General features: G+C 63.5%; 19 protein-coding genes. 12 read left to right on the top strand and 7 right to left on the bottom strand.

Annotated features, from left to right (window positions below; all coding sequences use genetic code 11):
- Positions 1-65: 65 nt before the first annotated feature.
- Positions 66-1064, bottom strand: a complete 999-nt coding sequence (locus FJ527_RS06965) for an ABC transporter permease (RefSeq protein WP_015317104.1) — start codon at positions 1062-1064, stop codon at positions 66-68.
- Between the two features lie 61 nt (positions 1065-1125).
- Positions 1126-1869 carry an ATP-binding cassette domain-containing protein gene (locus FJ527_RS06960; protein ID WP_140615494.1) on the bottom strand — a complete coding sequence of 248 codons (744 nt, stop codon included), beginning with the start codon at positions 1867-1869 and terminating at the stop codon, positions 1126-1128.
- Between the two features lie 449 nt (positions 1870-2318).
- Between FJ527_RS06960 and FJ527_RS06955 the strand changes: the two genes are divergently transcribed.
- Both FJ527_RS06955 and FJ527_RS06950 read left to right on the top strand, forming a co-directional pair.
- Positions 2319-3308, top strand: coding sequence for a sugar-binding protein (locus FJ527_RS06955; protein ID WP_140822354.1), 990 nt, complete (start codon positions 2319-2321; stop codon positions 3306-3308).
- Positions 3309-3495: 187 nt separating this feature from the next.
- Positions 3496-4278: a FadR/GntR family transcriptional regulator gene (locus tag FJ527_RS06950; protein ID WP_140615498.1), complete on the top strand. Its 783-nt coding sequence runs from the start codon at positions 3496-3498 to the stop codon at positions 4276-4278.
- Between the two features lie 21 nt (positions 4279-4299).
- Here FJ527_RS06950 and FJ527_RS06945 read toward each other — a convergent pair whose 3' ends face one another.
- Positions 4300-5238, bottom strand: coding sequence for an NAD(P)-dependent oxidoreductase (locus tag FJ527_RS06945; protein WP_140822352.1), 939 nt, complete (start codon positions 5236-5238; stop codon positions 4300-4302).
- Positions 5239-5358: 120 nt separating this feature from the next.
- Between FJ527_RS06945 and FJ527_RS06940 the strand changes: the two genes are divergently transcribed.
- The 3 genes from FJ527_RS06940 (at position 5359) to FJ527_RS06930 (ending at position 7731) form a co-directional block, all read left to right on the top strand.
- Positions 5359-6255 carry an NAD(P)-dependent oxidoreductase gene (locus tag FJ527_RS06940; RefSeq protein WP_140822350.1) on the top strand — a complete coding sequence of 299 codons (897 nt, stop codon included), beginning with the start codon at positions 5359-5361 and terminating at the stop codon, positions 6253-6255.
- A gap of 101 nt (positions 6256-6356) precedes the next feature.
- Positions 6357-7133: a FadR/GntR family transcriptional regulator gene (locus FJ527_RS06935; RefSeq protein WP_140665373.1), complete on the top strand. Its 777-nt coding sequence runs from the start codon at positions 6357-6359 to the stop codon at positions 7131-7133.
- 154 nt (positions 7134-7287) lie between these two features.
- The gene (locus FJ527_RS06930; RefSeq protein ID WP_023769571.1) at positions 7288-7731 is read left to right on the top strand and encodes an SRPBCC family protein; all 444 of its coding nucleotides are present in this window, start codon (positions 7288-7290) and stop codon (positions 7729-7731) included.
- Positions 7732-7826: 95 nt separating this feature from the next.
- On the opposite strand, the gene FJ527_RS06925 is transcribed toward FJ527_RS06930, so the two are convergent.
- The gene (locus FJ527_RS06925; RefSeq protein WP_015317112.1) at positions 7827-8117 is read right to left on the bottom strand and encodes a DUF3175 domain-containing protein; all 291 of its coding nucleotides are present in this window, start codon (positions 8115-8117) and stop codon (positions 7827-7829) included.
- A 171-nt stretch (positions 8118-8288) separates the two neighbouring features.
- Between FJ527_RS06925 and FJ527_RS06920 the strand changes: the two genes are divergently transcribed.
- The 7 genes from FJ527_RS06920 to FJ527_RS06890 all read left to right on the top strand — a co-directional run bounded on the left by FJ527_RS06920 (position 8289) and on the right by FJ527_RS06890 (position 16278).
- Positions 8289-9518, top strand: a complete 1230-nt coding sequence (locus tag FJ527_RS06920; RefSeq protein ID WP_140714483.1) for an MFS transporter — start codon at positions 8289-8291, stop codon at positions 9516-9518.
- Between the two features lie 159 nt (positions 9519-9677).
- Positions 9678-10706, top strand: coding sequence for a LacI family DNA-binding transcriptional regulator (locus FJ527_RS06915; RefSeq protein WP_140822348.1), 1029 nt, complete (start codon positions 9678-9680; stop codon positions 10704-10706).
- 308 nt (positions 10707-11014) lie between these two features.
- Entirely contained in the window at positions 11015-12142 is a 1128-nt protein-coding gene (locus FJ527_RS06910) for a sugar ABC transporter substrate-binding protein (protein WP_015317115.1), read from the top strand.
- A gap of 77 nt (positions 12143-12219) precedes the next feature.
- Positions 12220-13767: a sugar ABC transporter ATP-binding protein gene (locus FJ527_RS06905; RefSeq protein WP_140822346.1), complete on the top strand. Its 1548-nt coding sequence runs from the start codon at positions 12220-12222 to the stop codon at positions 13765-13767.
- The gene (locus FJ527_RS06900; protein ID WP_015317117.1) at positions 13764-14744 is read left to right on the top strand and encodes an ABC transporter permease; all 981 of its coding nucleotides are present in this window, start codon (positions 13764-13766) and stop codon (positions 14742-14744) included. Before FJ527_RS06905 ends, FJ527_RS06900 begins: the two co-directional genes overlap by 4 nt.
- On the top strand, positions 14741-15727 hold the full coding sequence (locus FJ527_RS06895) for an ABC transporter permease (RefSeq protein WP_140822344.1): 987 nt from the start codon (positions 14741-14743) through the stop codon (positions 15725-15727). Before FJ527_RS06900 ends, FJ527_RS06895 begins: the two co-directional genes overlap by 4 nt.
- A 2-nt stretch (positions 15728-15729) precedes the next feature.
- Positions 15730-16278, top strand: coding sequence for a gluconokinase (locus FJ527_RS06890; protein WP_015317119.1), 549 nt, complete (start codon positions 15730-15732; stop codon positions 16276-16278).
- Here the strand turns inward: FJ527_RS06890 and FJ527_RS06885 are convergent.
- The 3 genes from FJ527_RS06885 to FJ527_RS06875 form a co-directional block, all read right to left on the bottom strand.
- Positions 16273-17421 carry a hypothetical protein gene (locus FJ527_RS06885; RefSeq protein WP_140822342.1) on the bottom strand — a complete coding sequence of 383 codons (1149 nt, stop codon included), beginning with the start codon at positions 17419-17421 and terminating at the stop codon, positions 16273-16275. The genes FJ527_RS06890 and FJ527_RS06885 overlap by 6 nt on opposite strands.
- A gap of 10 nt (positions 17422-17431) precedes the next feature.
- Positions 17432-17881, bottom strand: a complete 450-nt coding sequence (locus tag FJ527_RS06880) for an Rrf2 family transcriptional regulator (RefSeq protein ID WP_023769580.1) — start codon at positions 17879-17881, stop codon at positions 17432-17434.
- Between the two features lie 251 nt (positions 17882-18132).
- The gene (locus FJ527_RS06875; RefSeq protein WP_140822340.1) at positions 18133-19119 is read right to left on the bottom strand and encodes a sulfate ABC transporter substrate-binding protein; all 987 of its coding nucleotides are present in this window, start codon (positions 19117-19119) and stop codon (positions 18133-18135) included.
- Positions 19120-19263 lie beyond the last annotated feature (144 nt).

Genomic DNA, 19263 nt, shown 5'->3' with positions numbered 1-19263 from the left:
CTTCAGCCGATTTTCAGACTGAGCGATAGGATCAGAATGAATAGCGCCTCGATGGCGAAGAGCTCTCAGTCGCTGCGCCTGAAATTGCGGATACGGTCGAACAGAACCGCGAGCAGGATGGCGCCGCCGATGAAGGTGCCTTGCCAGAAGGCGTTGATGCCGAGCAAGCCAAGGCTGTTGCGGATCACCTCGATGAGGGCAGCACCGACGATGGCGCCAAAGGCGGTGCCGACGCCGCCGGCCAAATTGGCGCCACCGATGACGGTGGCGGCGATCACTTGCAGTTCCATGCCGTTGCCGAGATTGGTGGTGACAGCGCCGAGCCAGCCGGTTTCGATGATGCCGGCAATGCCGGCCGACAGCGCCGAGATCATGTAGACGGCGACCTTGATCTGGCGCACCGGCACGCCGGTCAGCGTCGCGGCGTGCTCGTTGCCGCCAATGGCAAAGATATGCCGGCCGAACTTCGTCCAGCGCAGGACAAAACCGGTGATCAGGGCCAAAAGGATCGTGTAGAGCACCGGATTGGCGATGCCGAACACCCAGGCGCCGCCGCCGAGTGCCAGCAGCTTGTCGTGGTCCGGGCCGAACTGGAAGACGACGGTGTTGTTGGAGGCGACCATGGCAAGGCTGCGGGCGATCGACAGCATGCCGAGCGTCACCACGAAGGGCGGAAAGCCCAGATAGGCGATAAAAATGCCGTTGAAGGCGCCGATGACGAGCGCGGTGGCGATCGAGGCCAGAATGCCGATCTCGATCGAATAGCCTGCATGCATGGTGACGGCCAGCACCATCGAGCACAGGCACAGCACCGAGCCGACCGACAGGTCGATGCCACCGGTGATGATGACGAAGGTCATGCCGAGCGCCACGATGGCGACGAAGGTGATGTTGCGGGTGATGTTGTAGAGGTTCTTCGAGGTGGCGAAGGCATCGGTGGCGAAGGACAGGAAGATGCAGGCCAGGATGACGGCGACCACCACCCAGAAAGTCTGGCTTGAGAACAGGCGCGACAGGAAAGTGTGCTGCTTCTGCGCGATCGTCTGGTCAAGGGTGACTGCCATTATCGACCTTTCCTGCCGGCAGCGAAACGCGCCAGCGCAATGAAACCCGGTTTTATCCCTCTCACGCCGCCTGCTCGATGGCGCCGGTGATCAGCCCGGTGACTTCCTCGGGCGAGCTCGACGCGATCGCCTTGTCGGCGACCTTCCTGCCGCGCCGCATCACGATGACGCGGTCCGCGACGTCGAAGACGTCGGGCATGCGGTGGCTGATCAGCACCACGGCGATGCCCTGGTTACGCAGGTTGCGGATGAGGTTGAGCACTTCGGCGACCTGCCGCACCGAGATCGCCGCCGTCGGCTCATCCATCAGCACGATCTTGGCTTGCGACAGCATGGTGCGGGCGATCGCCACGGCCTGGCGCTGTCCGCCCGACATCTGCTTGACGAGATCGCGCGGGCGCGTCTCGGATTTCAGCTCGGCGAAGATATGGCCGGCGCGCTTGTACATCGCCGCATAGTCAAGGATGCGGAACGGGCCGACGCCACGACGCAGTTCGCGGCCGAGATAGACATTGGCCGCCGCCGTCAGATTGTTGCAGAGCGCCAGGTCCTGGTGGACGATCTCGATGCCGTGCTGGCGGGCCTCGACCGGCTTGTGCAGGATGAGTTCCTTGTCGTCCATGCGCATCGTGCCATGGCTCGGGCGGAAATTGCCCGCGATCATCTTGACCAGCGTCGACTTGCCGGCGCCGTTGTCGCCCATCAGGCCCACGACCTCCCCGGGCTCGATCGACAGCGACACGTCGTTGACCGCCTGGATGGCGCCGAAATGCTTCGAGATGTTGGTGAGTTCGAGAACCGCCACCCGTCTTTGCCTCCCATGCCTGGCCCATCCGCACGCGGACAGGCGACAGCTTCCATTGGCTTTCCCCAGCTCCTCCCGGGGGCAGCGATGCGGTCATTTACGCGAATGGCATCGCGGGCGTCAATTGTCGAACGGGCAATTGTCAGACGAATAGTGCCGTGCGGGATTTGAAAAATCAGTTTTGTAGGACAAATAGCATTGACGTTGGCGTCAAGCCGTTATTAGTTGAGCGTCGGAGGAAGACATGCCGGCTTTGACGACGCCATCGGCGGCGCCAACGGCAGGAAGGTTTTGGCGATCGTGCAGCGTCGTCGCTGGGAGGGTCGTATCTGAAAATGCTTATCGGCCTGGCCGGATTGAATGGGCGCATGCGTCTCAGTCATCTCGCATCCCGGCTGGTTTGTGTGGCGGGCACGCCGTGTCCGTCTGGTTGCAAAGGGAGGACTGACATGAGGAAAACAGTATTGCTCGCCGCCGTCGCCGCCATGGCGTTGGGCGCCGGGCCGGCTTTGGCCAAGAAGCAGCTCGTCATCGTGGTGAAAGGTCTCGACAATCCATTCTTCGAAGCCATCCACCAGGGCTGCGAGAAATGGAACAAGGAAAACGCCAGCTCGGAATATCAATGCTTCTACACCGGTCCGGCATCGACTTCCGACGAGGCCGGCGAGGCGCAGATCGTGCAGGATATGCTGAGCAAGGCCGACACGGTGGCGATGGCGATCTCGCCGTCCAACGCGCCACTGATCGCACAGACGATCAAGAGCGCCAATCCGTCGATCCCGATCATGACCGTCGACGCCGACCTCGCCAAGGAAGACGCGGCACTGCGCAAGACCTATCTCGGCACCGACAACTACCTGATGGGCAAGAAAATCGGCGAGTACATCAAGAAGGCCAAGCCGAATGGTGGCACGATCTGCACCATCGAGGGCAATCCGGCGGCCGACAACATCTTGCGTCGCGCGCAAGGCATGCGCGACGCGCTGACGGGCAAGGAAGGCCTCACGGCACTTGCCGGCGAAGGCGGCTGGACGGAAGTCGCCGGCTGCCCGGTATTCACCAATGACGACGGAGCCAAGGGCGTTCAGGCGATGACCGACATCCTCGCCGCCAATCCCAAGCTCGACGCGTTCGGCATCATGGGCGGCTGGCCGCTGTTCGGCGCGCCGCAGCCCTACCGCGACCTGGTCGGACCGCTCAAGGACCGGCTGGCCAAGAACGACTTCGTCATCGGCGCCGCCGACACGATCGGCGACGAGGTGGCCATCGCCAGGGACGGCCTTGTCACCGCTCTGGTCGGCCAGCGGCCCTTCGAAATGGGGTACAAGGCACCATCGGTGATGATCGACCTGGTCGAAGGCAAGAAGGTTGACGATCCGGTCTTCACCGGTCTCGACGAATGCACCAAGGACACGGTCGACACCTGCATCCAGAAATAGGCCGCGATTTCGGGGCGCTCGCCAACGAGCGCCCCGTTTCCTCCAATTCTTCAACAGGACGCCTTGGTTGGGGCTATCGGAGCCCGGCTTTGACGCGTCAGTGGTTTGGATTTTCGGCAACGGGATCGGTGCGCCGCGCGGGTTTGGATCAATCCGGGTGACTGGCGGCCGACCTATTGGAACGTGGATGCCGGACGAGAAGGCAAAGAAAAAAGCCGGCCGGGCCAAGGCGCAAGCCAGCCACGACCCGGCAGCCATGCGCAGGGTGGATGCGGCGCACTTTCCCGGGTCCAGCGTCCATGCCTCGCTCGCCAGCGAGATTGGCCTCAGGATCGTGCGCGGCGACTATCCGCCTGGCAGCATCCTGCCCAATGAGGCCAAATGGGCCGAAACCTTCAATGTCAGCCGTTCGGCGGTGCGCGAGGCGATCAAGATGCTGATGGCCAAGAGCCTTCTGGCGTCGCGGCCAAAGATCGGGAGTTGGGTCGAGCCGAAGGAGCGCTGGAACCTGCTCGACCGCGACGTGCTGGCCTGGTACGCGACCGCGCCGGATCGCGAAGCGTTCCTTCGCACCGTGCAGGAGTTCCGCCACATCATCGAACCGGAAGCATCCGCCTTTGCCGCAATACGGCGCAGCGACGAGCAGATGGCCGAGATCAGCCTGGCCTGCCGCGAGATGGGCGAGGCGGCCAACCTGCCCGAGCGCATCCGTGCCGACACGCGCTTCCACCTCGCCATCCTGCGGGCCTCGGGCAACGACCTTCTGGTGCCGCTCGGCGTATTGATCGAATCGGCGCTCGACCATCTCTTCATCTTCACCACACGCCAGGTCGGCGATCAGCGGCGGGCACAGAAACTGCACGAGGCGATCGAGAAAAGCATCCGCCTGCAGCGGCCAGCCGCGGCGCGCAACGCCGTGCACAAGCTGCTTGCCGACACCGATGAGGGGATCGGAAGGGGCCGGCGCTAAGGCCAGCCGACCGTCCGGGTCTCAGATCGTCTGCTTCCTTCCATCCTTCGTCGGCATCAGGTCGATGCCATTGACCTTGGCGATGTGCGTGGCCAGCATCGGCACGAACTGCTCGGCCGGGCCGGTTGCGTGAGCGCCGGCGAAGGCGTTCTTGGTGGCGTTGCCGAGCGGATTGGCGATGCCCGCCGCCCCCGCCATCGATTCCAGATAGGTCAGGTCCTTGAAGGCATTGGCGATGGTGAATTTGTGGGCGTCGCGGTCGCCTTCCAGCGTCCAGCGCATGAAGGTCTGATAGAAGCCGCAATCCATGCGGCCATTGCGGATGACGCTGTCGAAACGCGGCGGCGAGATGCCGACCTTCTCCGCCAGTGCCAAGGCCTCGGAATAAAGGGCGGCGTAGCCCAGCGAGATGAAATTGTTGAGCAGCTTCATGCGGTGGCCGTCTCCGGTATCGCCGATATGCACGATGCGGCCGGCCCAGGTGTCGATCACCGGCTTGACCCTGGCAAAGACGGCATCGGGCGCGCCGACCATGGCGTCGAGCGTGCCTTCCCAGGCTTCCTTCGGCGTGCGGCTGAGCGGCGCGTCGACATAGTCGACGCCGAGCGCCTTGAGTTCCGCGGCAAGTGCCACGGTCGAGACCGGATCCGATGTCGAGCAGTCGACGACGACCGCCCCCTTCTTCAAACCCTCCTTGAGGCCATCGGGACCGCGAATGATAGCCTCCACCTCGCGCGAGCCGGTGACGCAGATGAAGACGATATCGGATGCCGCCGCCACATCGCGGGAAGTCGATGCCTCACGAGCGCCTCGGCCGAGAAGATCCTCCGCCGGTTTGCGGTTCTTGCGGCCGAGGAAGGTCAGGGAATATCCCTTGTCGACGATGTTCTTGGCGATGCCGTGCCCCATCAATCCAAGGCCGACAAAGCCGATCTTCTCACCCGTAGCGGTCGTGCTCATGCTGTCTGTCCTGTTGCGTGATTATCGATAATGTCGCCGCTGTTTTAGCCATAGACGGTTGCAGAAAGCAATATTGTCTGACAATACACGTAAATCCCAGGACTTTCGTGGAGACCAGAAATGACGAAGCGGATCATGTTCACCGGCGGCAGCGGCAAGGCTGGGCGCCACGTCGTGCAATATCTGGTGGAGCAGGGTTGCCAGGTGCTCAACATCGACACCAGGCCGCTCGACAATCCCAAGGTGCGCACGCTGATCACCGACATCACCGACAGCGGCCAGGTGTTCAACGCGCTGTCTAGCTATATGGGGCTGCACGAATTCGACCCCTCGCTACGCCCGCAGCCAGTGGACGCCGTGGTGCATTTTGCTGCCATTCCACGCATCATGATCACGCCCGACAACGAGGTGTTCCGCGTCAATGCAATGGGCACCTACAACATCATCGAGGCGGCGGTGAAGCTCGGCATCCGCAAGGTGATCATCGCTTCCAGCGAGACGACCTACGGCCTGGTGTTCGCCAACGAGCCGCGCGATCCCGCGTATTTCCCGCTCGACGAGGACTATGACGTCGACCCGATGGACAGCTATGCGCTGTCAAAGATCGTCAACGAGAAGACCGCGCGCGCTTTCGCGCAGCGCAATGGCACGGATATCTATGCCTTGCGCATAGGCAACGTCATCGAGCCGCATGAGTATTCGCTGTTTCCGAAATGGTTCGCCGATCCTGGTTTTCGCAAGCGTATCGCCTGGAGCTACATCGATGCCCGGGACCTTGGCCAGATCACGCTGCGTGCCGTCGAGAAGGATGGGCTGGGCTACCAGGTGTTCAATGCCGCCAATGACGACACCTCGTCCGACCTGCCGACCGCCGAACTCCTGAAGCGGTTCTATCCCGACGTGCCGGTCAAGGGCGAACTCGGTGAATACGAGACGCTGCTGTCGAACCGCAAGGCGCGCGACATGCTCGGCTTCCGCCCGGAGCACAGCTGGCGCAAATACGTCAAGACCGCCTGAGCGAGCTCGAATCACGGCTGGGTTGTGCATAGAGGCCGGCTTTGCGGCCTCACGCCCGCACCACGCTTGACAGCCTCCCTAAACCGGCCTTTCTGGAATGCATGCGGGACGCGAAGCCGAACAGGGAAAAATCGCCGAAAAAGGCTGTAGCCGCCGATCGTCCGGCCGGTGTTCGGCGAGCCGACGCGGCACGTATTCCGGGCTCCAGCGTGCACACATCACTGGCCAGCGAGATTGGGCTCAGGATCGTGCGCGGCGATTATCCGCCCGGCACCATCCTGCCCAATGAGGCCAAATGGTCGGAGACGTTCAGCGTCAGCCGCTCGGCGGTGCGCGAGGCGATCAAGATGCTGATGGCCAAGAGCCTGCTCGCATCGCGCCCCAAGATCGGCAGCTGGGTCGAACCCAGGGAACGCTGGAACCTGCTCGACCGCGATGTGCTCGCCTGGTACGCGACGTCGCCCGACCGCGAGGTTTTCCTGAAGACGGTGCAGGAATTCCGCCACATCATCGAGCCGGAAGCGACCGCATTCGCCGCCATGCGGCGCACCGACGAGCAGATGGCCGAGATCAGCCAGGCCTGCCGGGAGATGGGAGAGGCGAAAAGCTTGCAGGAACGGACCCGTGCCGACACCCGCTTCCACCTCGCCATATTGCGTGCCTCGGGCAATGATCTGCTGGTGCCGCTCGGCGTGCTGATCGAATCCGCCTTCGACCACCTGTTTGCCTACACGACCCGGGAGCTCGACGATTTGCAGCTCGCCCAGAAGATGCACGAGGCAATCGAAAAGAACATCCGCCTCCAGCGGCCGGATGCGGCGCGCAATGCCGTGCGCAAGCTGCTGGCCAATACCGATAACGTCATCCGTTCGCGATAGATTTCCGCGACACGGCCGTTCGGCGCGGGTGTTCGCGCCTTGGAACTCGAAGCAATTCGGGGCCGGATCGCACAAAATTCAAAAGCCTGTGTCGGATCGGCTGTGCGGTACCCGTCCTTGGGGCATCGAACAGAGACCACGAAGGAGTATCGACATGCCCAGCACCGTACGTCTGCACCGCGTCCTGACCACCAGCCCGGAGAAGGTCTACCGCGCGTTCCTCGAGGCCGATGCGCTTGCCAAATGGCTTCCGCCGAACGGCTTCACCTGCACGGTTCATCACTTCGAGGGCAAGGTCGGCGGTACCTTCAAGATGTCGTTCCGCAACTTCACCACTGGCGACAGCCATTCGTTTGGCGGTGAGTATGTCGAGCTCGTCGCGGGCGAACTCCTGCGCTACACCGATAGGTTCGACGATCCCAACCTGCCCGGCGAGATCCAGGTGACCGTGACGCTGAAGAAAGTGTCCGTGGGCACCGAGGTGAACATCACACAAGCCGGCATTCCAGACGCCATTCCCGCCGAAGCCTGCTATCTCGGCTGGCAGGAGTCGCTGCGGAACCTGGCCAAGCTTGTCGAACCCGAGATCAGACAATAGGGCGCCTACCGGCTGGATAGCGGTAATAAACGGGTTCCTCACCTCGTTTTTGATGGGGTGAGGAACAAGCTTGAGGAGCCATTGGCGGCGAAAGCCTAATCCTCTTTTGGCCGCCCGAATGCCGCACGCAATTCGTCCTTGGCGTCCTCGAGGATCTTCTTGCGAGCCGCGGGCAGGTTTTTTCCGGCCCTGTTGATGTAGAAATTCAGCATCGACATGGCGGACTGGAAGGGCTCGGCCTTGCGGCGGTGGCTGTGTTCGGCCGAACGCTTGAGCGAGGCGGCGATCTTCTTGGCGTCGTCGGATTCGAACACGTGGTCCTCGAGATCCATAGCATCGCTGTGCTCGGTCACCTCGGCCGACCATTTCTGCTTGGTGGCGGTCATGGCTGGACTCCTTTGCGGGTTATTGATCGGAAACTCCAGATGCTGGCGCCGGTTCCCGCGCTCGTACCTCCCTGGAGCCACGGATTTGCCCGCCGTGGCGCTGCTGTGCGCCGAGAATGCGTCGATAGTGGCCAAAACAGCAGCGGTTGAGGCCGCCGACAGGAAACGCCTTTGTCACGAACCGACTTGAGCCGGCCCAGCCCCGGTATCGACAGTTCCTACGCCTGGATGCGCCTGGCCATCTCGATGCTGCTGGCGACCATCGGCGCGGTCGGCATGTGGGCCGTCGTCGTGGTGCTGCCTGCGGTACAGGCCGAGTTCGGCGTCGACCGCGCCGCGGCATCCATGCCTTACACCGCGACCATGGTCGGCTTTGCCGCCGGCAATGTGCTGGTCGGCCGCGCCATCGACCGCATGGGTTACTGGATTCCGGCGCTGTTTTCCTCGATCGCGCTCTCCGCCGGCCTTCTGCTCGCGGCGCTGTCGACCTCGATCCTGCAATTCACCCTTGCTCAAGGCGTGCTGATCGGTCTCGGCACATCGGTGATCTTCGGGCCGCTGATCGCCGATATATCGCACTGGTTCAATCGCCGGCGCGGCGTCGCCGTCACCGCGGCCGCGGCCGGCAACTACCTCGCCGGAGCGATCTGGCCGACCATCATGCCGACGCTGATCAAGGCGGAAGGCTGGCGCTTCACCTATGCCGCCATCGGCGTCTTCTGCCTGGTCACCATGGTGCCGCTGGTGCTTTTGCTGCGCCGCGGCGCTCCGGAAGCGGCAGCCGCCGGCCCGGCCGGAAGCCGGTCCGTGCAGCCGATGCCAATGTCTCCGGCCGCGATGCAGATGCTGCTGGTCGTCGCGGGACTGGGCTGCTGCGTGGCGATGTCGATGCCGCAAGTGCACATCGTCGCCTATTGCATGGATCTTGGCTACGGCATGGCGCATGGCGCCGACATGCTGTCGATCATGATGGCCGCGGGCGTCGTCAGCCGGCTCGCCTCGGGCTTTGTCGCCGACCGCATCGGCGGTGTCAAAACCTTGCTTATCGGCTCCGTGCTGCAATGCCTGTCGCTGCTGTTCTACATCCCGTTCGACGGGCTCGCCTCGCTCTATGTCGTGTCGCTGGTCTTCGGCTTGTCGCAAGGCGGCATCGTGCCTTGCTATGCGATCATCGTGCGCGAATACCTGCCCGCCAAGGAGGCCGGCCAGCGCATCGGCATCGTCATGATGGCGACGATTTTCGGCATGGCGATCGGCGGCTGGATGTCGGGCTGGATCTACGACCTGACCGGCTCCTATGCCGCCGCTTTCCTGAACGGCATCGCCTGGAACCTGCTTAACATATTGGCGATCGGGCTGTTCATGTGGAAGGCAAGGCACAGAGCTGCCGTAGCCGCCTGAGGAAGGCCAAGCGCGGCCATTCGGTGGCTCGGCTTGACAACGGGCAGTCACTGCGCGACGCCAGGGTGGATGGGTGCGGCAACAGGCCGGTGAGATGGCGACAGCTGGAAAGATCGCATTGCGGGCGCGCTTCGATGGCCATGCGCATGGGCCAAGACCGTGATCAAGCCGCGTTCGCGCCGGGGCGGTGGCCGCCCAACCCTGTCGGATGTGGCACGCAAGGCCGGCGTCGGCGCCATCACCGTTTCACGCGCACTGCGCGACCCGGCACGTGTTTCCGAGGAACTGCGCCGTCAGATCCAGGCCGCCGTCGACGAACTCGGCTATGTGCCGGACCCCAATGCGCGTGCATTGGCCTCGGCGCGCGCCGAAGTGTTCGGCGTACTGGTGCCTTCGCTGACCAACAACGTCTTCGCCGAGGTGGTGCGCGGCATCTATGACTGCCTGTCGGACAGCCCGTTCCGCATCCAGCTCGGCAATACGCACTATTCCGGACTGGAGGAAGAGCGGCTGCTGCAGCTGTTCGGTTCGCAACGCCCGGCCGCGCTCATCGTTGCCGGCATCGACCAGACGCCGGCTTCGCGAAAACTCCTGGAGAATGCCGGTTGCCCGGTGGTTCAGGTGATGGAGACCGGACCCGATCCGGTGGACATGATGGTCGGCTTCTCGCATCTCGACGGTGGCCGGACGGCGACCGAGCACCTGATAGAGGCCGGGTATCGCCGGATCGGCTTCATCGGTGCACGCATGGACCCGCGCTCGCAGCGGCGCCTGGCTGGGTACCGGGTGGCGATGGAGAAGGCCGGCCTCTCGGACCCGCGCCTGATCACCACCACGCCGGTGCTGTCCAGCGTGCCGCTTGGCCGCGAACTCTTCCGCGATGCGCTTGCCAAGATGCCGACGCTCGACGGCGTGTTCTGCAACAATGACGACATCGCGCTCGGCGTGCTGTTCGAATGCCATCGTGCCTCGATCGAGGTGCCGAAGACCATCGGCATTGTCGGCTTCAACGATCTCGACATGATGCAGGTGGCGTTTCCCTCGATCACCAGCATCCGCACCCATCGCTACGAAATCGGCAGGCGCGCGGTGGCCATGGCGCTTGCGGCGATATCGGGTGACAGGCCGCGGCAGCGGGTCGTCGACCTTGGCTTCGAGCTCAAGCGCCGCGAGAGCACAGCCCGCTGAACACGCTTTCGAGAACACCCGCGAATGACGCTTTACACAACGTCATGGTAGCGCTACCATTTTCCATTGGAGAGCTTCGCCACTCAACTGTTGGGCCTGTTTATTATACATAAGCAACAGCTCATGCTTGTTTATTATGTATAATATGATAGCCTTTTCCCAACCGAAGGAGACGGCAAGGGGAGGGATCGCCGAGGTCTTCGGCATCTGGCAGGCGTGACTGGGTAAGGCGGGAGGTGCCAGCCGGGAGCGCGAAATCGCATAAAAACTGAACCGACAAATCGGAACTGCAATCGGGAGGATTATCGATGATCAAGTCACTTGTCGGCGGCATCGTTGCTGCCAGCGCATTCGTCATGCTCAATTCGGCGGCCATGGCTGCCGGCCCGGAGATCGTCTCCGGTCCCGCCGCCCAGGCCGACTGTTTCGCGCCCTGGGACGCGAACACCAAGTTCTTCAAATTTCCGAAGAAGGAAGGTCCGTTCCGCATCGCCTTCGCCAATGGCTATATCGCCAACACCTGGCGCATCCAGATGGTGCAGACGGCCAAGGCCTATGCGTCGCAGCCCGACGTGAAGGCAAAGATCAAGGAATTCAAGGTCGTCTCGACGGGCGAGGACGTGCCAGCGCAGATTTCGGCGATCAACAACTTCATCGATTCCGGCTATGACGCCATCGTCACCGACGCGCAGAACCCGACCGCCTTCGGCCCGGTCATCAAACGCGCCAAGGAAGCCGGCATCGTGCTGGTCGCCTTCGACAATATTCTCGACACCAAGGACGCTATCAACGTCAATGTCGACCAGAAGGGACTTGGCGAATTGTGGGCCAAGTGGCTGGTCGCCAAGATCCCGAATGGCGGCAAGATCCTGGAAGTGCGCGGCGTCGCCGGCACCTCCGTCGACACCGATCGCCACAACGGCATCCATGAGGTGTTCGACGCCTCCGGCAAGAAGTGGGATGTGACCGAAGTCGCCGGCAAATGGGATGACGGCGTGGCGCAGAAAGTGACCGCCGATGCGATCGCCACCAACGGTCCGTTCGACGGCATCACCGGCCAGGGCGGCGACACCGGCATCGTGCAGGCGATGATGGACGCCAAGCATCCGTTCGTGCCGTTCGGCGGCGAGACCGAAAACGGCTTCCGCAAGTTCTGCGCGGCGCATTCGGCCGATGGCCTGAAGTGCACCTCCGCCGGCTCGGGCCCGGCCCAGGTCGCCGTCGCCATCAAGACGGCGATCGCGGCACTCGAAGGCGAAGTGGTGCCGCAGGAGGTGAAGCTGCCTCTGGCCGTCGCCACGGATCCGGACATGAAGGAAGGCACGGATTACTTCCCGAAGGAGTCCGACAATTTCTTCGTCGGCAATTCCTTCCCGACCTGCGGCATCAATTTCAGCGCCCAGGAAATCATGGGGCAGACCAAGGAAAACCAGTAGTCGCTTTCTATCGTCTGGCGCCGCGGCTGATCCCGCGGCGCCAGCCTGCAATCCCACAATCGCCCTGGGGAGGGTTGATGGACGGTGCGGCTCCACTCTTTCGCATGGAAGGCATGTCCAAGCGCTATGGCGGCGTGCGGGCGCTGGAAAAGGCCGAACTGACGGTCGAGGCCGGCAGCATCCACGCCATTCTCGGTGAAAACGGGGCCGGCAAGTCGACGCTGATCAAGGTCATGGCCGGTGTCGTGGCGCCCGACGAGGGCCAAATGACGCTGGACGGGCGCGAGGTGACCTTCGCGTCGCCGGGGGCGGCGAACAAGGCCGGCATCGTCTGCATCTTCCAGGAACTGTCGCTGATCCCCGAACTCAGCGTCGCCGACAACATCGTCATTTCCGATCCGCCCAAACGCTTCGGCATGATCGACCGCAAGGCGCAGCGGCGCATCGCCGAGGACGCGCTGGCGCGCGCGGGTGCCGGTGACATCCATCCGCTGGCGCTGGTCAAGGACCTGCCGCTGTCACGACGGCAGATGGTGGAGATCGCCAAGGCGCTGGCCAGGAAACCGCGCATCCTCATCCTCGACGAAGCGACCTCGGCGCTGACGGCGGCGGATGTCGCGAAGATCTTCGGCGTCTTGAAACGACTGCGCTCGGAAGGGCTGGCGCTGCTCTACATCTCGCACCGCATGAATGAGATCGCCGAACTGGCCGATCATTGCACCGTGTTCCGCAATGGCCGCAATGTCGCCAGCTACGAGGCCGGCTCGAAGAGCGACAACGAGGTGGTCGAGCTGATGATAGGCCGTGAATACAGCCATATCTTTCCGCCCAAGCCGGCGGCGGCACCCACTGGCGCCGCCCCCCGGCTCGAGGCGCGCAAATTGTCCTGGGCCGACCGGCTGCACGATATCTCGCTGACAGTCGGGGCAGGCGAGGTGGTCGGCCTCGGCGGGCTGGACGGCCAGGGCCAGCGCGAATTGCTGCTCGCCTTCTTCGGTGTGCTGCGCGGCCTCTCCGGCGAGGTGCTGATCGACGGCAAGCCAGTGACGATCACCAGCCCGGCAGCGGCCCGCGAGGATAGCGTCGGCATGGCGCTCATCCCGGAGGACCGCAAGACCGAAGGACTGATGCTGCCGATGACGGTGCGCGAAAACCTGTCTTTCGCCGCGCTCGATCGGCTGTCGAAAGGCGGCATCATCGATCGCGCCGCCGAACAGCGGCTGATCGACGACATGGTCGGCCTGCTGGCGATCAAGACGGCGGGCCTCGACATTCCGGTCGGCGCGCTGTCGGGCGGCAACCAGCAGAAGGTGGTGATCGCCAAATGGCTGATGCGCCAGCCGCGCATCATCCTGCTCAACGACCCGACACGCGGCATCGATGTCGGCACCAAACAGGAGATCTATCAGCTGATGCGCAAGCTGGCGGATGCGGGCGCGGCGATCCTGTTCTATTCGACCGACTATGACGAGCTGATCGGCTGCTGCGACCGGGTCCTGGTGCTCTATGACGGCGCCGTCAAGCGCGAGCTGGTCGGCGGCGAGATCACCGAGCGGGCGCTGATCGCGAGCGCGCTCAACATCCATGGCGAGGAGAGCCCGGTGGGCCTGGGAGCAAGCGTGTGAAAGACTGGCGCTACTGGCTAGCCGAGCAGCGCGGAACGTTGCTGGCTCTCGGCATCTTCATCGTCATGTTCGTCATCTACACCTCGAACCACCCGGCGGGCTTCACCGCCAATGTCGTGCAGACGGCGGCGAACAAGGGCGTGCTGCTTGCCTTCGTCGCCATGGCGCAGACGCTGGTCGTCATCACCTCCGGCATCGACCTGTCCGTGGGCATGATCTTCCTGCTCACCAACTGCCTGGCCTCCTGGCTGGTGGTAGGCACGCCGTTGCAGACCACGCTCGGCGTCATCGCCGTGCTTGTGGCGGGCCTTCTGTGCGGCGCCGTCAACGGCGCCATCGTCATCTATGGGCGGCTGCAGCCGATCGTCGCCACCATCGCCACCGGGGCTGTCTACTACGGCATCGGACTGTTGTTGCGACCTTTCCCGGGCGGTTCGGTCAATGAGGACCTGGCCGACGCGCTGACCGGCCGCGTGTTCGGCTTTGTGCCGGCGAGCCTGGTGGTGCTGCTCGCCATCGTGCTGGTGATCTGGGTGCCGTTCAGCCGCTCGATCCTCGGCCGCGCGGCATACGCGGCGGGCTCTTCGGAAACGGCGGCCTATATGTCCGGCGTGCCGATCCGGCGCGGCAAGTTCGCCGCCTATACGCTGGCCGGGCTGCTGGCGGCGATCGGCGGGCTGTTCCTCACCTTCTTCACCTATACGGGCGAGGCTGCCTACGCGAGCGGCAACTCCTACACGTTGTTCTCGATCGCGGCGGTCGTGCTGGGTGGTGTGTCGCTGTTCGGCGGCAAGGGCAGCGCTATCGGCGCCATCTTCGGCGCCCTTGCCTTCCGCACCATTGGCGACCTGTTGTTCGTGTTCGACTTCGATCCGCTCTGGCAGCCGCTGTTCCAGGGCGTTATCCTGCTGGTCGCCGTCAGCCTCGGCGCCTTCGCCCTTTTTCGGGTCCGCAACCGGCTGGAGTGGTTCCTGTGAGCGAGACGACCTTGGGCGGCATTGCCGGCCGCATGCCGAAATTCATCCGCCGCGCCGACCCGGCGGTGCTGACCGCCTTTGCCTGCATCGTGGTGCTGCTGTTGGTCGGCAGTCTTTATTCGCGCAGCTTCCTGTCGCCTGAATATCTCCTGCAGCAGCTCAAGGTGGCCTCGTTCCTCGGCGTCATCGCCACCGGCATGATGCTGGTCATCCTGCTCGGCCAGATCGACCTGTCGGTGCCGTGGTCGGTGGCGGCGGGCGCGATGATGGCCTGCGCGGCGGCCGCCTACGGTCCGGCCGGGGTGGTGCTGGCGATCCCGTTCGGCATCTTCTGCGGCGTGCTGATCGGCATCGTCAACGGCATCGGCGTCGCCTATTTGCGCATTCCCTCAATGATCATCACGCTCGCCACCAATGCCGTCGCGCAAGGGCTGATGGTGGTCTATACCGGCGGCTTCTCGCCACAGGATTCGGCGACCGGCGCCATGCGCTACCTGGCCACCGGCTTCACCATTCCGGGCGTCCCCAACGCCGTCATCATCTGGGCGCTTATAGGGATCGCGATGGTGTTCGTGCTGACGCGCACCGGCTTCGGCCGCGCGGTCTATGGCATCGGCAACCGCGAGCGTGCCGCCTATCTCTCCGGCACCGACACGAGACGCGTGGTGATGATCGCCTTCGCCGTCTCCGGAGGGCTCTCCGCCTTCGGCGGCGTGCTGCTGGCCGGCTACGCCTCCAAGGCGGCGCAGTCGATGGGCGATGCGTATCTGCTACCGTCGATCGCGGCCGTGGTGCTGGGCGGTACCTCGATCCTGGGCGGGCGCGGCTCCTATCTCGGCACCGTCGCCGGCGTGATCCTGATCACGCTGTTGCAATCCATCCTCTCGGTCATGCAGATGCCGGAGGCGGGACGGCAGATCATCTATGGCGTCGTCATCGTCGCCATGCTCCTGCTTTATGGCCGCGCGCCGGCGAGCCGCTGACGGTGGACGAAAACGCAGCGCAGGCGCCGACGGGCGCTTCCGGTTTGGCGCCTCCGGCCATCGTGGTGATGGGTGTTGCCGGCTGCGGCAAGTCAGCCGTCGGCATCGCGCTGGCCACCGCGCTCGATGCCGTCTTCATCGAGGGCGACAGGCTGCATCCGCCCGAAAACGTCGCCCGCATGGCACGCGGCGAACCGCTCACCGATCAACTGCGCGAAGGCTGGCTCGACGCGATCGGCGAGCAGATCCAGGCCTCGATCGGCAAGCGGCAAGGTGTGGTCGCCGCCTGCTCGGCGCTGAAGCGCGGTTATCGCGAGCGCCTGCGCGGTTTTTGCCCTGATATCGTCTTCCTCTATCTGGAGATCGATCCCGCCACCGCGCGGCGGCGCGTTGGCAACCGCAAGGGCCATTTCATGCCGGCAAGCCTGGTTGACAGCCAGTTCGCCATCCTTGAGCCGCCGGGGCAAGACGAGCGGGCATTGACGCTCGACGCGACACGGCCGGTCGACGAACTCGTCGCCCAGGCAATGCGCTTGATACGCCCGTCATGAGCCTTCTTCGGCGCTGATGCCGATGCCGTCCTGGGCTTCCGTCAACCGCTCATGGCGCGACCAGGACATCATCTGCTCGGGGCACTCTTTCAGCGCCTGCAGCAGGCGGTCGCGTTTGAGCAGGATGTAGTGTGCCTGCAGGGCCATGTTCTTGGCTCCGTCCCTGATTGTGTCCGCTGCCTGGAGCGCCGGTACCGCCGGCACCAGCTCGGGGCTCAAGACGGCGCGATATTCCCGGAAGGGAACGACCTCGAAGGTCGACATCGCAAACAGGGCCGTCTTGCCGCGCGCGGCGAAATTCGCCGGTGCCGAGGCAAGGTGCGTCCAGCCGCTTTCGCCAAGCGCGGTTTCGGTGAAGGTCGAGCCGGCGTGGATTGTGTTGGTCATCATCACGACGCCGTTCTGCCTCAGCATCTTCTGAATGCGGATGGTGACCTGATAGGCGTCGTCACGGTCGAAGACGATCCGGCTTTTCAGGAACCGGTTCTCGACACGAACCATTGGCGGATTGAGAAAGCGCTGGCCGAATGCCGTCTCGGAAACGCCATGCGTGTTGACGCTGACCTGATGCGCTTCGATGCCGGCCTCATGCATGGCGCGCTTGCCGATCATTGTCTGGGCGGTGAACTGATCGCACCAGAGGATCGCGCCATGGCCGCGTTGCAAAGCGGCCTGCAAGTCCTCAAGCCCTTCCAGCCGGATCGCCGGCGTCCAGCGACGGGCGACCAGATGCGCGGCAAGCTGCATGCGGCGGCGATGGCGCGCCGCGAGCAATGCCTCGAACAGCTTGCGCGCATCGATGTCGCTGCCGAGCACCGCGCGGGTTGCGGCGGCATATCTGGGGAAATCCTTGCGCATATGACGCTTCAGGCGAAACCGCGACGCCCAATCGCAGATCGGCGACCACCAGCGCACAGGCAGCACCGCCGCGACCGACAGGTAGAAGAGGGCGGCCAGGCTTTCGCGAATATCCCTGGTGGAGAAGCGGCGGAGCTTGCCGGGGCTAAGCTGCTTGCGGCTGAAGAAGCGCACGTCCTCGGCATATTCGGGGACAAAGACGTCGGCGATGATCTCGGTGCGGAAGCTGGCTGCCGATGGCTTGCGGGGGACTTTTCGGGATTTCGTGAACCTCGACAGCCTCATTCGCGCCGCTCTAGATCTGGGATGTCAACTCGACCGGAAAATCGTCGTTGTCGGCATCGCGCATGGCGGCGAGGCTGCGGTTGTCCAGCACCTCGGCGATCGCCTGGCGCACTTCCAGCATCATGTGCCGGACCTGGCAGGTCGCTTCGTCGCAATCCTCGCAGCGCTGGTACTGCGTGCGGCTGGCGCAAGGTATCGGCGCCAGCGGACCGTCCAGCACACGCACGACATGGCCGATCTTGATCTCGGAAGCGGGGCGGGCGAGGCGATAGCCACCTTCCTTGCCCTTGCGGCTCTGGACGAAGCCGGCGTTGCGCAATTCGCCCAGTATGGCATCGAGGAATTTCTTCGGGATGTTGTTGGCGACGGCGATGTCGTTGACGAAGGCCAATTGGCCAACCGGAAGGTTGGAAAGATGCACGAGGGCCTTGAGGCCGTATTTGCCTTTTTTCGTCAGCATGCCCGAGTCAACCCGTTGAAGCCCCAACCACCCCGCATCTGGCGGCTGTTTGTGTGCAAATGATGACGGCATTGCTTCCACACCCTGCCGTTTCGAGAAAACAAGCCATTGGAAAGGCATGTTTGGCACAAACGCGTTGATTGTTTGTAACGTTTTGCACGAAGGCGCCGGATTGCCCTATCGTCTGCCTAAACAAGAAAAGCCGGCCCCGGGGCCGGCTCTCCTGATCTTTCTATCGGACCACTGAAACTTTACCGGCTGCCATAAGCTTGGTCGAGCAGGCCGCCGGCGGCGAAATGCTCTTTTTGGACCTTGTCCCAACCGGCGAAGACGTCTTCCACCGTCAGCAGGCGCACGTCCGGAAAATCGGCCTTGTATTTGGCCGCGACAGCCGCGTCGCGTGCGCGCAGGCCATTCTCGGCGGCGATGCCCTGGCCCTCGGGTGTATAGAGGAAGTCGAGATAGCTCTTGGCGAGGTCGCGCGTGCCGTGTTCGTCGGCGACCTTGTCGACGATCGCCACCGGGAATTCCGCCAGCAGGCTGACCGAAGGGGTGACCTGCTCGAACTTGTCGTCGCCATATTCCTTGCGGATGCCGCGCGTCTCGGATTCGAAGGTGATCAGCACGTCGCCGATCTCGCGCTGCACGAAGGTGGTTGTCGCGGCGCGCCCGCCGGTGTCGAAGATCGGCACGTTGTTGAACAGCTTGGTGATGAACTCCTTCACCTTGGCGTCGTCGCCCTTGAAGGCTTCCTTGGCGTAGGCGGTGGCCGCCAGATAGGTGTAGCGCGCATTGCCCGACGTCTTCGGATTGGGGAAGATCACCTGCACGTCGTCGCGCACGAGGTCGCTCCAGTCCTTGATGTGCTTTGGATTGCCCGCGCGGACGAGAAACGAAGGCAGCGAATAGAAGGGCGAGGCGTTGTCGGGAAAATCCTTCTGCCAGTCGGCCGAGACGAGGCCCTTCTTGACCAGGAAGTCGACATCGGTGACCTGGTTGAAGGTGACGACATCGGCGCCGAGGCCCTCGGCTATGGCACGCGCCTGCGCCGAGGTGCCGGCATGGGACTGGTCGACGCTGACGCCCGGATGCTTGGCGATAAAGGCCTTGTTGACCTGCACGAAGAGTTCGCGGCCGACGTCATAGGAGGCGTTGAGCAGCTTGTCGGCCGACCAAGCCTGGGAGGATGCGAGGATGAGGCCGGCTGCGACGGCAACGCCGAGGAAAAATCGCTTCATGAAATGGCTCCGGATGTAATGTTTATCGTTCGAGCATAGCGAGGGTACAAAGGGGCGGCGAGGCATAGATTCAGGGCTTGGCACTCGTTGCTAGAAAACCGTTTCCCAGACAGGCTGATCCTAGGTTTTTCTTTTGAGCGGCAT

The organism is Mesorhizobium sp. B2-4-18 (genome assembly GCF_006441385.1).
Classification (GTDB): Bacteria; Pseudomonadota; Alphaproteobacteria; order Rhizobiales; family Rhizobiaceae; genus Mesorhizobium; species Mesorhizobium australicum.
This window is presented reverse-complemented; position numbering and strand designations above follow the sequence as displayed.